Here is a 14,909-nt window from a genome sequence, read left to right on the forward strand (position 1 = left end):
AGCACGCTTGCTTGTTTCTGGAGTCGCTGACATCCTCACCCCATGGCAGACCCCACGCCCGTCATCGACGACCTGTGTGCGGAGAGCGAGGAACTCGACCTGCTGGTAGCCGGGTTGAGCCAGGAGCAGTGGTCGTTGCCGACCCCCGCCCCCGGCTGGACCGTCGCCCACCAGATCGCGCACCTCGCCTGGACCGACCACGCCTCCCTGCTCGCCGTCACCGACCAGCGGGCCTTCTCCCGCGAGGTCGAGAAGGCGCTGGCCGCGCCCGGGGACTTCGTGGACGACGGCGCGGCGGAGGTCGCCCGAAAGCCCCCGGCGCGACTGCTCGCCTACTGGCGGGCCGGGCGCGAGGACCTGGCCGAGGCCCTGCGGAACGCCCCCGAGGACGCCCGCTTCCCCTGGTACGGCCCGCCCATGTCCACCGCCTCCATGGCCACCGCCCGCCTCATGGAGACCTGGGCCCACGGCCTGGACGTGGCGGACGCGCTGGGCGTGACCCGTGAGCCGAGCGACCGGATCGGGCACATCGTCCGCCTCGGCGTCCGCACCCGCGACTTCGCGTTCGGCGTGCACGGACTGACCCCGCCCTTCGAGCAGTTCCGCATTGAACTCACCGCCCCCTCCGGCGAGTTGTGGACCTACGGCCCCGAGGACGCCGCCGACCGCGTCACCGGCCCCGCCCTCGACTTCTGCCTCCTGGTCACCCAGCGGGCCCACCGCGCCGACCTCGCCCTGCGCGCCGAGGGCGAGGACGCCGACCGGTGGCTCGACATCGCCCAGGCCTTCGCGGGCCCGCCGGGCAAGGGCCGCGCTCCGAAGGGAACGGCTTCCGAGGGTCCGGCGAGGGGAACGGCCTCCGGCGGCCCGGCAGCGGGACCGGCTTCCGCCGACTCGGACAAGGGAACGGCCTCCGGCGGCCCGGCGAAGGCAACGCCTCCCGGTGGCCCCGCTGCGGGAGCCGCCGGATGACCCTCCGTATCGGCAACGCCTCCGGCTTCTACGGCGACCGCTTCGACGCCCTGCGCGAGATGCTCACCGGCGGCGAACTCGACGTCCTCACCGGCGACTACCTCGCCGAACTGACCATGCTCATCCTGGGCCGGGACCGCCTGAAGGACCCCGGGGCCGGCTACGCCCGCACCTTCCTGCGCCAACTCGAGGAATCCCTCGGCCTCGCGCACGAGCGGCGCGTCAAAATCGTCGCCAACGCGGGCGGCCTCAACCCCGCCGGACTCGCCGCCCGCATACGGGAGTTGGCGGACCGGCTCGGCCTGCCGGTCCGGGTCGCCCATGTCGAGGGCGACGACCTGAGCCGTGACCACCCGGGCGCCCTCGCCGCCCACGCCTACCTCGGCGGCTTCGGCATCGCCGCCTGTCTCCGGGAGGGCGCGGACGTCGTCGTGACCGGCCGGGTGACGGACGCGGCCCTGGTCACCGGGCCCGCCGCCGCCCACTTCGGCTGGTCGCCGAGGGACTACGCCCGCCTCGCGGGAGCCGTCGTCACCGGACACGTCCTGGAGTGCGGGACACAGGCGACCGGCGGGAACTACGCGTTCTTCGCCGACGGCGAGCACGATCGCGGAGTTCTGAGAAAGCCGGGCTTCCCCCTCGCCGAACTCCACGAGGACGGCACCGCCGTCATCACCAAGCACCCCGGCACCGGCGGCTTCGTCGACGTCGGCACGGTGACGGCCCAGCTGCTGTACGAGACGCAGGGCGCCCGGTATGCCGGCCCCGACGTCACCGCCCGCCTCGACACGGTCCGGCTCACCCAGGAAGGGCCCGACCGCGTCCGGATCTCCGGCGTACGCGGCGAGGCCCCGCCCTCCACCCTCAAGGTCGGCCTCAACCGCCTCGGCGGCTTCCGCAACGAGGTCGCCTTCGTCCTGACCGGCCTCGACATCGAGGCCAAGGCCGCCCTGGTGCGGGAGCAGATGGAGCCACACCTGGCCAAGGTCACCGACGCGCGCTGGGACCTGGTCCGCACCGACCGCCCCGACGCCGCGACGGAGGAAACCGCCAGCGCCCTGCTGAGACTGGTCGTCCGGGACGCGGACCAGGAGGCCGTCGGAAGGGCACTCAGCGGGGCCGCCGTAGAGCTGGCCCTCGCGAGCTATCCCGGGTTCCATGTGCTGGCACCACCTGGAAAGGGCTCGCCGTACGGGGTCTTCGAGGATGGGTACGTTGCCCACGGGGCCGTGGACCATGTGGCCGTCCTCCACGACGGGCGACGGATCCCTGTGGCACCGGCCCAGGAGACGGCCGTACTGGATGATCCCCCGGCACCACCCCTGCCCGACCCGCTGCCGGAAGGCCCCACCCGCCGGGCCCCCCTCGGTCTGATCGCGGGCGCCCGCAGCGGCGACAAGGGCGGCAACGCCAACATCGGGGTCTGGGCACGGACGGACGACAGCTGGCGATGGCTCGCCCACACCCTCACCGTCGAGCGCCTGCGCGAACTCCTCCCGGAGACGGCGGAGTTGAACGTCACCCGCCACGACCTCCCCACCCTCCGCGCCCTGAACTTCGTCGTCGAGGGCATCCTCGGCGAGGGCGTCGCCGCCCAGCACCGTTTCGACCCGCAGGCCAAGGCCCTCGGCGAATGGCTGCGCTCCCGCCACCTGGAGATCCCGGAGGCACTGCTGTGACGATCATCAACTCCGGCCTCGACACGGCGGGTTCGGACTACCGAGCCAACCGCGAGGCCATGCTCACCAAGCTGGAACAGTTGACCGCCGAGCACGCGAAGGCGCTCGCGGGCGGGGGCGAGAAGTACGTCGAGCGGCACCGCCGACGCGGCAAGTTGCTCGCCCGCGAGCGCATAGAACTGCTCCTCGACCCCGACACGCCCTTCCTGGAACTGTCCCCACTGGCCGCCTGGGGCAGCGACTACACGGTCGGCGCCTCCCTCGTCACCGGCATTGGGGTCATCGAGGGGGTGGAGTGCCTGATCACCGCCAACGACCCGACCGTGCGCGGCGGCGCGAGCAACCCGTGGTCGCTGAAGAAGGCCCTGCGGGCCAATGACATCGCCCTCGCCAACCGGCTGCCCTGCATCAGCCTGGTGGAGTCCGGCGGCGCCGACCTGCCCTCGCAGAAGGAGATCTTCATCCCGGGCGGGGCGATCTTCCGGGACCTGACGAGGCTGTCGGCGGCCGGGATACCGACCGTCGCCGTCGTCTTCGGCAACTCCACGGCCGGCGGCGCCTACGTCCCCGGCATGTCCGACCACGTGATCATGGTCAAGGAGCGGGCCAAGGTGTTCCTCGGCGGCCCGCCCCTCGTCAAGATGGCCACCGGCGAGGAGAGCGACGACGAGTCCCTCGGCGGTGCCGAGATGCACGCGCGCGTGTCGGGCCTCGCGGACCACTTCGCCGTGGACGAGCGGGACGCGCTCAGGCAGGCCCGCAGAGTCGTGGCCCGCCTCAACCACCGCAAGGCGTACGCCGAACCGGCCCCCGCCGAACCCCCCAAGTACGACGTCGACGAACTGCTGGGGATCGTCCCCGGCGACCTGCGCACCCCCTTCGACCCGCGCGAGGTCATCGCCCGGATCGTCGACGCCTCCGACTTCGACGAGTTCAAGCCGCTGTACGGGACGAGCCTGGTGACGGGGTGGGCGGCGCTGCACGGCTATCCGGTCGGTGTGCTGGCGAACGCCCAGGGAGTCCTGTTCTCCGAGGAGTCCCAGAAGGCCGCCCAGTTCATCCAGCTGGCCAACCAGCGCGACATCCCGCTGCTCTTCCTGCACAACACCACCGGCTACATGGTCGGCAAGGAGTACGAACAGGGCGGCATCATCAAACACGGCGCGATGATGATCAACGCGGTCAGCAACTCGAAGGTCCCGCACCTCTCCGTCCTCATGGGCGCCTCCTACGGCGCGGGCCACTACGGCATGTGCGGCCGCGCCTACGACCCCCGCTTCCTCTTCGCCTGGCCCAGCGCCAAGTCGGCCGTCATGGGCCCCCAGCAGCTCGCCGGCGTGCTCTCCATCGTCGCCCGCCAGTCGGCCACGGCCAAGGGACTGCCGTACGACGAGGAGGGCGACGCGGCCCTGCGCGCCATGGTGGAGCAGCAGATCGAGTCCGAGTCGCTGCCCATGTTCCTGTCCGGGCGGCTCTACGACGACGGCGTCATCGACCCCCGCGACACCCGGACGGTACTGGGACTGTGCCTGTCCGCGATCCACACCGCCCCCTACGAGGGCGCCCGCGGCGGCTTCGGCGTCTTCCGGATGTGAGGGACCCTTCAGTGATCACTTCTGTGCTCGTCGCCAACCGGGGCGAGATCGCCTGCCGGATCTTCCGCACCTGCCGTGAGCTGGGCATCCGGACGGTCGCCGTGCACTCCGACCCGGACGCGAACGCCCTCCACACGCGCGTGGCGGACGCGGCCGTACGACTCCCGGGCGCGGCCCCCGCCGACACCTACCTGCGCGCCGACCTGGTCGTGAAGGCGGCGATCGCCTCCGGCGCCGACGCCGTGCACCCCGGCTACGGCTTCCTCTCCGAGAACGCCGGCTTCGCGCGGGCCGTCCTGGACGCGGGCCTGGCCTGGATCGGACCGCCGCCGTCCGCGATCGAGGCGATGGCGTCCAAGACGCGCGCCAAGGAACTCATGGGCCTCGCGCCCCTCTCGGACGTGACGCCGGCCGATCTGCCGGTGCTGGTGAAGGCGGCCGCGGGCGGCGGAGGCCGCGGCATGCGCGTCGTACGCCGCATCGAGGACCTGGCAGCCGCCCTGGAGAGCGCCCGCGCCGAGGCCGCGAGCGCCTTCGGCGACGGCGAGGTCTTCGTCGAGCCGTACGTCGAGGACGGCCGCCACGTCGAGGTCCAGATCCTCGCCGACGCCCACGGCACGGTCTGGGCGCTGGGCACCCGCGACTGCTCCCTCCAGCGCCGCCACCAGAAGGTGATCGAGGAGGCCCCGGCCCCCGGCCTCCCGGAGGACCTCAGGACGCACCTGCACGAACTGGCGGTACGAGCCGCGCGCGCCGTGGACTACGTGGGTGCTGGCACGGTCGAGTTCCTGGTCTCCGGCACGAAGGCGCACTTCCTGGAGATGAACACCCGTCTCCAGGTCGAACACCCGGTGACGGAGGCGCTGTTCGGCATCGACCTCGTCGCGGAACAGATCCGCGTCGCGGAAGGCGCCCCACTGCCCGAGGAGCCCCCACACGCGCGTGGCCACGCCGTCGAAGCGCGCCTCTACGCCGAGGACCCGTCGCGGGACTGGACCCCGCAGACCGGCACCCTGCACCGCTTCTCGGTCCCGCCGTCCGTCCGCCTGGACACGGGCTTCGACAACGGCGACGACATCGGCGTCCACTACGACCCGATGCTCGCCAAGGTCGTCGCGTACGCCCCCACGCGCGCGGAGGCGGTCCGCAAACTGGCGGGCGCCCTGGAGAGGGCGACGATCCACGGCCCGACCACGAACCGGGACCTGCTGGTGAACTCCCTGCGCCACAAGGAGTTCACGACGGCCCGCATGGACACGGGTTTCTACGACCGCCACCTCACGGAACTCGTGGGCGGAACCGGGGACCCTTACGCCCCCCTGGCGGCGGCCCTCGCGGACGCGGTCGGCCACTCCCGCTTCGGCGGCTTCCGCAACCTGCCCTCGGCCCCGCAGACCAAGCGCTACGAGTTGGCGGGCGAGGAGCACGAGGTCCATTACCGACACACGAGGGACGACTTGGAGGCGGACGGGGTCCGGGTGATCCACGCGCACGCGAGCGGGGTCGTACTCGAAGTGGAGGGAGTGCGGAGGAAGTTCGAGGTGACGAGGTACGGCGACCAGGTGTACGTGAACAGCACGCCCCTGAAGGTCCTACCCCGCTTCCCCGACCCGACGGCCCAGCACGCGCCGGGTTCCCTCTTGGCCCCCATGCCGGGAACGGTCGTAAGAGTCGCGGACGGCCTGACGGCAGGATCCGCCGTGGAAGCGGGCCAGCCCCTCCTGTGGCTGGAGGCGATGAAGATGGAACACAAGATCACGGCGCCGGCAGCAGGAACGCTGAGTGAGCTTCACGCATTGCCTGGCCAGCAGGTGACGGTCGGTGAATTGCTGGCAGTAGTTCGACCCACCTAGGGGCGCGGGGAACTGCGCAACGCGCCCAGCCCCCACGAAGGAGCCACATGCCCACGATCGAACCCGAAGAGCACAAGTCCCTACGAGAAGCCGTAGCCGCCCTCGGCAAACGCCACGGCCGCACCTACGACCGAGAAACCCTGTGGTCCGAGGCAGCCAAGCTCGGCTATCTCGGCGTCAACCTGCCGGAGGCATACGGAGGCGGAGGCGGCGGAATCGCCGAACTCTCCATCGTCCTCGAAGAGCTCGGCGCAGCCGGCTGCCCCCTCCTCATGATGGTCGTCTCCCCGGCGATCTGCGGCACAGTCATCGCCCGCTTCGGCACGGAAGCCCAGAAGCAGGAGTGGCTCCCCGCCCTCGCCGACGGCACCCGCACCATGGCCTTCGGCATCACCGAGCCCGACGCCGGTTCCAACTCCCACCGCATCACCACCACGGCTCACCGCGACGGAGCCGACTGGCTGCTCACCGGCCGCAAGGTCTTCATCTCGGGCGTGGACCTGGCCGACGCCACCCTCATAGTCGGCCGCACGGAGGACTCCAGGACCGGCCGCCTCAAGCCCTGCCTCTTCATCGTCCCCCGGGACGCCCAAGGCTTCACCCGCCGCCAGATCGACATGGAACTCCAGGCGGCGGAGAAGCAGTTCGAGCTGACCCTCGACGACGTGCGCCTGCCCGCCGAAGCCCTCGTGGGAGACGAGGACGCGGGCCTCCTGCAGCTCTTCGCCGGCCTCAACCCCGAACGCATCATGACCGCCGCCTTCGCGATCGGCATGGGCCGCTACGCCCTCTCCCAGGCGATCGCCTACGCCAAGGACCGCACCGTCTGGAACGCCCCCATCGGCGCCCACCAGGCCATCGCCCACCCCCTCGCCCAGGCGCACATCGACCTCGAACTGGCCCGCCTGATGATGCAGAAGGCCGCGTACCTCTACGACGAGGGGGACGACGCGGCCGCGGGCGAGGCCGCCAACATGGCGAAGTACGCGGCGGGGGAGGCCTGTGTGAAGGCCGTCGACCAGGCCGTCCACACCCTCGGCGGCAACGGCCTCACCCGGGAGTTCGGCATCGCCTCGCTGATAACGGCCGCGCGCGTGGCTCGTATCGCACCGGTCAGCAGGGAGATGATTCTCAACTACGTCTCCCACCAGACCCTCGGCCTGCCCAAGTCGTACTGACCGTCTTGGAGGAACCGTGTTCCGCAGCGAGTACGCAGACGTCCACCCCCTCGAACTCCCCATCCACGACGCGGTTTTGGCCCGCGCCGCCGAGTTCGGGGACGCGCCCGCCCTGATCGACGGCACCGACGGCACCACCCTCACCTACGGACAGCTCGACCGGTTCCACCGCAGGGTCGCCGCGGGGCTCGCGGAGGCGGGGGTCGCCAAGGGGGACGTGCTCGCGCTGCACAGCCCCAACACGATCGCCTTCCCGACCGCGTTCTACGCCGCCACACGCGCGGGTGCCTCCGTCACGACCGTGCACCCGCTCTCCACACCGGAGGAGTTCGCCAAGCAGCTCAGCGACTCCGCGGCCCGCTGGATCGTCACCGTCTCCCCGCTCCTGGAGACGGCACGCCGGGCCGCCGAACTCGCGGGCGGCGTACGGGAGATCTTCGTCTGCGACAGCGCCCCCGGCCACCGTTCCCTCATCGACATGCTGGCCTCGACGGCCCCCGAGCCGGACCTCGCCATCGACCCGGTGACGGACGTCGCGGCCCTGCCGTACTCCTCCGGCACCACCGGCGCCCCCAAGGGCGTCATGCTCACCCACCGGCAGATCGCCACCAACCTCGCCCAGCTCGAACCGCTGATGTCGGCGGGGCCCGAGGACCGCATCCTCGCGGTCCTGCCCTTCTTCCACATCTACGGCCTCACAGCCCTCATGAACGCGCCCTTGCGCGTCGGTGCGAGCGTCGTCGTCCTGCCCCGCTTCGACCTGGAGACCTTCCTCGCGGCCATCCAGAACCACCGCATCACCGGCCTGTACGTGGCCCCGCCGATCGTGCTCGCCCTCGCCAAACACCCGCTGGTCGAGCGCTACGACCTGTCGTCCCTGCGCTACATCGTCAGCGCCGCCGCCCCGCTGGACGCCCGGCTCGCCGCCGCCTGCTCGGCCCGGCTCGGCCTCCCGCCCGTCGGCCAGGCGTACGGCATGACGGAACTCTCGCCCGGCACGCATGTCGTGCCCCTGTCCGCCATGCGCGAGGCGCCCCCGGGGACCGTCGGCAAGCTCATCCCCGGCACCGAGATGCGGATCGTCTCCCTCGACGACCCCGGCAAGGACCTCGGCGTCGGCGAGCCCGGCGAGATCCTCATCCGCGGCCCGCAGATCATGAAGGGCTACCTCGGCCGCCCCGACGACACCGCCGCCATGATCGACCCCGAGGGCTGGCTGCACACCGGGGACGTCGGCCATGTCGACGCCGACGGCTGGCTGTTCGTCGTCGACCGGGTCAAGGAACTCATCAAGTACAAGGGCTTCCAGGTGGCCCCCGCCGAACTGGAGGCCCTCCTGCTCACCCACCCCGGCATCGCCGACGCGGCCGTCATCGGCGTCTACAACGACGACGGCAACGAGGTCCCGCAGGCCTTCGTCGTCCGCCAGGCCGACACGAGCGACCCCTCCGGGAGCGACCTTTCCGAGAGCGAGGTCATGATGTACGTCGCCGAACACGTCGCCCCCTACAAACGCGTCCGCCACGTCACCTTCGTCGACGCGGTGCCCCGGGCCGCCTCCGGCAAGATCCTCCGACGGCAGCTCAGGGAGCGCACATGACACTGATCGCCCGCACCCACGCGCGGGGCATCGAGACCCTCACCCTCGACTCCCCGCACAACCGCAACGCCCTGTCCGCGGCACTGCTCTCGGAGCTGGCCTCCGCGTTGGCGGACTGCGCCAAGGAGGACGCCGTCCGCGCGATCGTCCTCACCCACACCGGCACCACCTTCTCGGCGGGCGCCGACCTGAAGGACCCCCCGCACCCGGACGCTCTGGTCGGGCTCCTGCGGCAGATCGTGGAACTGGACAAGCCGGTCCTCGCCCGCGTCACCGGCCACGTCCGCGCGGGCGGCCTCGGCCTCCTCGCCGCCTGCGACATCTCGGCGGCCGCCACGGAATCCACCTTCGCCTTCACCGAGGTACGGATCGGCGTCGCCCCCGCGGTCATCTCCCTGACCCTGCTGCCCCGCACCGACCCCCGCGCCCTCGCCCGCCACTACCTCACCGGCGAGCGCTTCGACGCCGCCGAGGCGGCCCGCATCGGCCTGGTGACGGCGGCCGGCGACGACGTGGACGCCGTACTCGAACCGATCCTGGACGGTCTGCGCCGGGCCGCCCCCGAAGCCCTGGCCGAGACGAAACGGCTGCTCACCGCTAGGGTGCTGGAGACCTTCGACCGGGACGCGGCCGATCTGACCGCGCTCTCGGCCCGGCTGTTCGCCGCACCGCACGCGCGCGAGGGCATGACAGCCTTCCTGGAACGACGGGATCCCTCATGGGTGCTGTGACCACGATCGGCGACCGGGCCGACCGCGTGCCGAAGCAGGACCGCAGCCGGGCCACCCGGCAGCGCCTCCTCGAAGCCGCCGTGGCCTGCCTCGCCGAACACGGCTGGGCCGGCTCCACGGTCGCCGTCGTCGCCGAACGCGCCGGCGTCTCCCGAGGCGCCGCCCAGCACCACTTCCCGACCCGCGAGGACCTCTTCACCGCGGCCGTCGAATACGTCGCCGAAGAACGCTCAACGGCCCTGCGCGCCCTGTTCCCGCAGGGCGCGGCCGACGACCGGCACGCGGTGGTCTCCGCCCTCGTCGACCTTTACACCGGCCCCCTGTTCCGCGCCGCCCTCCACCTCTGGGTCGCCGCCTCCAACGAGGAGCAACTGCGCCCGAAGGTGACCGAGTTGGAGGCGCGGGTGGGCCGCGAGACCCATCGCATCGCCGTGGACCTGCTCGGCGCGGACGAGTCACGCCCCGGTGTGCGCGAGACGGTCCAGGGCCTCCTGGACATGGCAAGAGGCCTGGGCCTGGCCAACCTCCTCACGGACGACACCGGCCGGCGGGACCGGGTGGTGGCGCAGTGGGCCGTACTGCTGGACGAGGTACTGGGCTGACCCTCAGCGGGTGGGATGTCCTCAGCGGGTGATGCCCCCGAACCCCACGATCTCCTGCGGACTCCGCGACCCGGGGCCGATGTACCGGGCGGACGGCCGCACCAGCCGCCCCGTCCGCTTCTGCTCCAGAATGTGCGCCGACCAGCCCGCCGTACGCGCGCACGTGAACATCGACGTGAACATGTGCGCCGGCACCTCGGCGAAGTCGAGCACGATCGCCGCCCAGAACTCCACGTTCGTGGCCAGCACCCGGTCAGGGCGCCGCGCGTGCAGCTCCGCCAGCGCCGCCTTCTCGAGCGCCTCCGCGATCTCGAACCGCGGCGCCCCCAGCTCCCGCGCGGTACGGCGCAACACACGCGCGCGTGGATCCTCGGCCCGGTACACCCGGTGCCCGAACCCCATCAGCCGCTCACCCCGGTCCAGCGCCTGCCTGACGTACGCCTCGGCGTCCCCGGTCCGCTCGATCTCCTCGATCATCCCCAGCACCCGAGAGGGCGCCCCGCCGTGCAGCGGCCCGGACATCGCCCCTACGGCCCCGGAGAGCGCGGCGGCGACATCGGCCCCCGTGGAGGCGATCACGCGCGCGGTGAACGTCGACGCGTTCATCCCGTGCTCCGCGGCCGACGTCCAGTACGCGTCCACGGCGGCCACATGCTTCGGGTCCGGCTCCCCCCGCCAGCGGATCATGAACCGCTCCACGACGGACTGCGCCTTGTCGATCTCCCGCTGCGGCACCATCGGCACCCCCTGCCCGCGCGCGGACTGGGCGACGTAGGACAGGGCCATCACGGCGGCCCGGGCGAGGTCGGCACGCGCCTGCTCGCCGTCGATGTCCAGCAGCGGTTTCAGCCCCCACACCGGGGCGAGCATGGCGAGCGCCGACTGCACGTCCACGCGGATGTCCCCGGAGTGCACCGGGATCGGGAACGGCTCGGCGGGCGGCAGACCGGGATTGAAGGCGCCGTCGACCAGCAGCCCCCACACGTTGCCGAACGAGACATGGCCGACCAGATCCTCGATGTCGACGCCCCGGTACCGCAGCGCGCCGCCCTCCTTGTCCGGTTCGGCGATCTCCGTCTCGAACGCGACCACTCCTTCGAGGCCGGGTACGAAACCGGGGTCAAGGCCGGGGTCGAGGTCGGACATCAGGCGGCTCCTCGTGATGTGAACGACGGATGACGCCACGATATCCCCGAGTGCCACCTTTGGGGAGGTCATGCGGCACTCAGTGCCACCACCTGTGCCACCACCTGTGGAGGAGCCGTCCGTACGGCAGGATGACCGCGTGACCGACGCAGCACACGCCGTCTTCCCGGACCCCGCCTCCATGCGCGAGCAGTACCGCGCGGAGGGCCTCGCCGAGACCGACCTGGCCGCCACGCCCGTCGAACAGTTCGCGCGCTGGTTCAAGCAGGCGGCCACCGAGGCACACCTCTTCGAGCCGAACGCCATGATCGTGTCCACCGCGGACGCCGAGGGCCGCCCCAGCTCCCGCACGGTCCTGCTCAAGCAGTTCGACGAACAGGGCTTCGTCTTCTACACGAACTACGGCTCCCGCAAGGCCAGGGACCTCGCGCAGAACCCGTACGTCTCCCTGCTCTTCCCCTGGCACCCCATGGCCCGCCAGGTCATCGTCACCGGCCTCGCCCGCCGCACCGGCCGCGACGAGACCGCCGCCTACTTCCGCACCCGCCCGCACGGCTCCCAGCTCGGCGCGTGGGCCAGCGCGCAGTCCTCGGTGATCGAGACCCGCGAGCAGGTCGACACCGCCTACGCCGACCTGGCCGCCCGCTACCCCGAGGGCGAACAGGTCCCGGTCCCGCCGCACTGGGGCGGCTTCCGGGTGGCACCGCAACAGGTCGAGTTCTGGCAGGGCCGCGAGAACCGCCTCCACGACCGCCTGCGCTACGTGGCGGAGGCCGACGGAAGCTGGCGGGTGGAGCGGCTGAGCCCCTGAAACGCAGGCGACCCGCGAGCTCGGGTTCCCTCCACCTCACGGCGGGGGAGCCGGCCGGACGTACCGGCGAGCTCGCGGGTCGGGTGACTGCTTGGGATTGGGCCGGCTGCACGCGTCTGTGACGCGCTGGTCCGGCACCGCACTCGGTGTGGTGACGGGCGCTAGCCCGCAGTCACCTCACGCGTCCGGGTTTCATACATCTGCCGAACCACCTCCCTTCTCGTGTAGCCAACACACTAAGAACCGACGGCCGCTCCATCAACCACTTTTTTTCGAGGGCCTAGATCATTTAACGTGCCGCGCATGACGGAGCGACGAGCGATCCTCAGCGGTTCCACGTTCGAGGAGCAGATCGGGTACGCCCGGGCGGTGGTCGACGGGGATCGGGTGCACGTGTCCGGGACGACCGGGTTCGACTACGCCACGATGACGATCCCGGACGACGTGGTGGAGCAGGCCGAGCAGTGTCTGCGGAACATCGGTGCCGCGCTGGCCGAGGCGGAGTGCACCTTCGCGGACGTGGTGCGGGTGCGTTACCTGCTGCCCGACCGGGACGACTTCGAGCCCTGCTGGTCGGTCCTGCGCCGGCGGTTCGGCGAGGTCCGGCCGGCTGCCACGATGCTCGTGTGCGGCCTCGCCGATCCCCGGATGAAGATCGAGATAGAGGTGGAAGCGCGGAAGGGGAGTGGTGGGCGTGACTGATCTGCGGATCGAGCCCGTCGTAGGGGACGACATGCTCGAGCAGTGGCGGTATGTGCACAACGTGATCGTTCCGCCGGCCGCCATGAGCGCCGAAGCAGCACGCGAGCGTGCCGGGCGTTATCGGCTGGAGAACGCCTATCTCGGGGAAACGCTCGTGGGCTGCTCGACCGTACGGCCGCCGGACGGGGACGACGCCGTGGCGACCGTCATCGCGCGCGTGCTGCCCGATTACCGGTCGCGGGGTTTCGGGACGGCTCTGTACGAGAAGGGTCTTGATCATGCGCGTGTGCTCGGCGCCCGGGTGATCGAGACATGCGTGCTGGCCGTCAATGGGGACGGGACGCGGTTCGCAGAAGCGCGCGGGTTCGTCGAGGTCGACCGGTATGTGCTGGACGGCGCGAGCGACGAGTGGATCGACCTGCGGCTGGAGCCGGGCCGGAGAGCCGGTTGAGGGGATTCGGGACGTTTCCGGCGTACAACGATTCTCTCAATCTTGCGGGAACCCGGTGTGTGCTGCGTCACGTTCGAGTTGAATGATTGTTGGTGAGTGAAGCAGCCGGCAGGGGGTCCAGGTGAGTGCTTCCCGGCGTAGTGGGACCACCGACGAGCTGGGGCCCGACGGGCCCGGGCCGGACGGTCCGGAGGGTTCGGACGGTCCGGAGGGCTCGGACGGCGGCTCGGACCTGCTCGCCGCGCTCCTCGACGGGATGGACGCGGCACTGTGTGCCTTCGACGCGGACGGGGTCGTCACGCATTGGAACCGTGAGGCCGAGCGGATCCTCGGCTGGACCGCGGCCGAGGCCGTGGGGCGGCACGGGTTCGCGGGGTGGGCCGTACGGCGGGCGGACGCCGAGGAGGTCGAGGGGCGGCTGATGTCCGCCATGCGGTCGCCCGGCCGGCAGGTCCACGAGTTCGCGCTGCTGACCAAGGACGGCGGCCGGGTGCTCGTACGCACCCAGTCCGCGGCTGTGCGCGGTCCCGACGGGAAGCCGGCCGGGGTGTACTGCGCCTTCAGCGAGGTGCACACGCAGATCGATCTGGAGCGGTCGATCGCGCTGAGCGAGGCGCTGTTCGAGGACGCCTCGTGGGGTGTCGTGCTGGTCGACGTCGATCTGCGGCCCGCCGTGGTCAACGCGCACGCGGCCCGGTCCCTGGGCATCGGGCGTACGTCGGTGCTGGGGCGGCCCCTCGGGGAGCTGCTCGCGCAGGGCGTGGAGGAGCTGGAGAGCGCGCTGACCCATGTGCTGGCCGAGGGCGCGCCGCCGGCGCCGGCCGAGATCTGGGTGGCGGTGCGGACACCGGACGGCGAGAGGCGGCGCTGCTGGCGCTGCGGGTTCGTACGGCTCTCCTCGCCGCTCGCGGAGGAGCCGGTGCCGTTGGGTGTCGGCTGGCTGTTCCAGGACGTCACCGAGGCCAAGCAGAGCGAGCAGGAGGCCTCGCTGCTGCGGTTCCGGACGAACCAGCTGCACCGGGCGGCCCGGGCGGCCGCGGAGTGTGAGGACCCGGCCGAGGCCGCCGTCGTGCATCTGGACTTCGCGCTCGCCGGGTTCGCCGACCACGCGCTGATCGACCGGGTGGCCGGGGGCGCGGTGGCCGACGGGGAGGAGACCGGTCCGGTCCGTCTCGTCCGGGTCGCCGCGACGCCGTCCGGGGCGCCGGGGCCGAGTCTGCAGGCATCGGGCGCGGCCGGGTTGCCCGTGCGGTACGGCGAGGGGCATCCGGCGTTGCAGTGTGTGGAGCGGGCGGGATCGGTGCGGGCGAGTGTGGGGTCGGTGTCGGGCGACCGGGCCCGCGAGTGGGCCGAGGCCCGCCAGTGGCCCCCGGACGCGGTGCACGCCCTGTGCGCGGTACTGCGGAGCCGGGGGCGGACGCTCGGCGTTGTGACGTTCCTGCGGGGCTCCGGGAGGGGGCAGTTCGAGCGGGGCGACGCGGTGTACGCGGAGGACGTGGCGGTACGGATCGCTGCGGCGCTGGATCTGGGCGGGGCGGTGGGGCGGGCGTAGGGGCTCGTTGCCTCGTTCAGCCCCCGACCCCGGCCCC

General features: G+C 71.7%; 13 protein-coding genes. 12 read left to right on the plus strand and 1 reads right to left on the minus strand.

Annotated features, from left to right (window positions below; all coding sequences use genetic code 11):
• The first annotated feature begins 42 nt into the window (after nt 1–42).
• Genes ACFVYN_RS30195 through ACFVYN_RS30230 form a run of 8 tightly spaced genes read left to right on the plus strand, consistent with a single transcriptional unit; the run spans nt 43 to nt 10,210 of the window.
• Nucleotides 43–972, plus strand: coding sequence for a TIGR03084 family metal-binding protein (locus tag ACFVYN_RS30195; protein WP_390004096.1), 930 nt, complete (start codon nt 43–45; stop codon nt 970–972).
• Nucleotides 969–2,651, plus strand: coding sequence for an acyclic terpene utilization AtuA family protein (locus tag ACFVYN_RS30200; RefSeq protein ID WP_390004099.1), 1,683 nt, complete (start codon nt 969–971; stop codon nt 2,649–2,651). The genes ACFVYN_RS30195 and ACFVYN_RS30200 overlap by 4 nt, the downstream gene beginning before the upstream one ends.
• Complete coding sequence (locus ACFVYN_RS30205) at nt 2,606–4,246, plus strand: acyl-CoA carboxylase subunit beta (RefSeq protein ID WP_390004102.1); 1,641 nt, start codon at nt 2,606–2,608, stop codon at nt 4,244–4,246. Before ACFVYN_RS30200 ends, ACFVYN_RS30205 begins: the two co-directional genes overlap by 46 nt.
• Nucleotides 4,247–4,257: 11 nt before the next feature.
• Nucleotides 4,258–6,099 carry a biotin carboxylase N-terminal domain-containing protein gene (locus ACFVYN_RS30210; protein ID WP_390004104.1) on the plus strand — a complete coding sequence of 614 codons (1,842 nt, stop codon included), beginning with the start codon at nt 4,258–4,260 and terminating at the stop codon, nt 6,097–6,099.
• A gap of 47 nt (nt 6,100–6,146) precedes the next feature.
• Nucleotides 6,147–7,277, plus strand: a complete 1,131-nt coding sequence (locus ACFVYN_RS30215) for an acyl-CoA dehydrogenase family protein (protein ID WP_390004108.1) — start codon at nt 6,147–6,149, stop codon at nt 7,275–7,277.
• A gap of 16 nt (nt 7,278–7,293) precedes the next feature.
• Nucleotides 7,294–8,877 (plus strand): 4-coumarate--CoA ligase family protein, encoded by a 1,584-nt coding sequence (locus ACFVYN_RS30220; RefSeq protein WP_390004111.1) that lies wholly within the window; start codon nt 7,294–7,296, stop codon nt 8,875–8,877.
• Nucleotides 8,874–9,608 carry an enoyl-CoA hydratase family protein gene (locus ACFVYN_RS30225; RefSeq protein ID WP_390004114.1) on the plus strand — a complete coding sequence of 245 codons (735 nt, stop codon included), beginning with the start codon at nt 8,874–8,876 and terminating at the stop codon, nt 9,606–9,608. The genes ACFVYN_RS30220 and ACFVYN_RS30225 overlap by 4 nt, the downstream gene beginning before the upstream one ends.
• Nucleotides 9,596–10,210, plus strand: a complete 615-nt coding sequence (locus tag ACFVYN_RS30230; RefSeq protein ID WP_390004116.1) for a TetR/AcrR family transcriptional regulator — start codon at nt 9,596–9,598, stop codon at nt 10,208–10,210. Before ACFVYN_RS30225 ends, ACFVYN_RS30230 begins: the two co-directional genes overlap by 13 nt.
• Before the next feature lie 21 nt (nt 10,211–10,231).
• Here the strand turns inward: ACFVYN_RS30230 and ACFVYN_RS30235 are convergent, their stop codons facing one another.
• Nucleotides 10,232–11,356 (minus strand): citrate synthase 2, encoded by a 1,125-nt coding sequence (locus tag ACFVYN_RS30235; RefSeq protein ID WP_390004119.1) that lies wholly within the window; start codon nt 11,354–11,356, stop codon nt 10,232–10,234.
• 181 nt (nt 11,357–11,537) lie between these two features.
• On the opposite strand from ACFVYN_RS30235, the gene pdxH reads away from it, so the two are divergent.
• The 4 genes from pdxH to ACFVYN_RS30255 all read left to right on the plus strand — a co-directional run bounded on the left by pdxH (nt 11,538) and on the right by ACFVYN_RS30255 (nt 14,872).
• Nucleotides 11,538–12,167, plus strand: coding sequence for a pyridoxamine 5'-phosphate oxidase (gene pdxH, locus ACFVYN_RS30240; RefSeq protein ID WP_390004132.1), 630 nt, complete (start codon nt 11,538–11,540; stop codon nt 12,165–12,167).
• 303 nt (nt 12,168–12,470) lie between these two features.
• The gene (locus tag ACFVYN_RS30245; protein WP_390004121.1) at nt 12,471–12,869 is read left to right on the plus strand and encodes a RidA family protein; all 399 of its coding nucleotides are present in this window, start codon (nt 12,471–12,473) and stop codon (nt 12,867–12,869) included.
• On the plus strand, nt 12,862–13,320 hold the full coding sequence (locus ACFVYN_RS30250) for a GNAT family N-acetyltransferase (RefSeq protein WP_390004123.1): 459 nt from the start codon (nt 12,862–12,864) through the stop codon (nt 13,318–13,320). The genes ACFVYN_RS30245 and ACFVYN_RS30250 overlap by 8 nt, the downstream gene beginning before the upstream one ends.
• A 121-nt stretch (nt 13,321–13,441) precedes the next feature.
• On the plus strand, nt 13,442–14,872 hold the full coding sequence (locus ACFVYN_RS30255) for a PAS domain-containing protein (protein WP_390004126.1): 1,431 nt from the start codon (nt 13,442–13,444) through the stop codon (nt 14,870–14,872).
• The last annotated feature ends 37 nt before the right edge of the window (nt 14,873–14,909 follow it).

It is taken from the genome of Streptomyces sp. NPDC058307, from assembly GCF_042880295.1.
GTDB lineage: Bacteria > Actinomycetota > Actinomycetes > Streptomycetales > Streptomycetaceae > Streptomyces.

Excerpts from the sequence above, each read along its gene's own strand:
- ACFVYN_RS30245 (WP_390004121.1), top strand. The coding sequence starts at position 12,471 with ATGACGGAGCGACGAGCGATCCTCAGCGGTTCCACGTTCGAGGAGCAG.
- ACFVYN_RS30235 (WP_390004119.1), bottom strand. The coding sequence starts at position 11,356 with ATGTCCGACCTCGACCCCGGCCTTGACCCCGGTTTCGTACCCGGCCTC.
- ACFVYN_RS30230 (WP_390004116.1), top strand. The coding sequence starts at position 9,596 with ATGGGTGCTGTGACCACGATCGGCGACCGGGCCGACCGCGTGCCGAAG.
- pdxH (WP_390004132.1), top strand. The coding sequence starts at position 11,538 with ATGCGCGAGCAGTACCGCGCGGAGGGCCTCGCCGAGACCGACCTGGCC.
- ACFVYN_RS30200 (WP_390004099.1), top strand. The coding sequence starts at position 969 with ATGACCCTCCGTATCGGCAACGCCTCCGGCTTCTACGGCGACCGCTTC.
- ACFVYN_RS30215 (WP_390004108.1), top strand. The coding sequence starts at position 6,147 with ATGCCCACGATCGAACCCGAAGAGCACAAGTCCCTACGAGAAGCCGTA.
- ACFVYN_RS30195 (WP_390004096.1), top strand. The coding sequence starts at position 43 with ATGGCAGACCCCACGCCCGTCATCGACGACCTGTGTGCGGAGAGCGAG.
- ACFVYN_RS30205 (WP_390004102.1), top strand. The coding sequence starts at position 2,606 with ATGGCTGCGCTCCCGCCACCTGGAGATCCCGGAGGCACTGCTGTGACG.
- ACFVYN_RS30225 (WP_390004114.1), top strand. The coding sequence starts at position 8,874 with ATGACACTGATCGCCCGCACCCACGCGCGGGGCATCGAGACCCTCACC.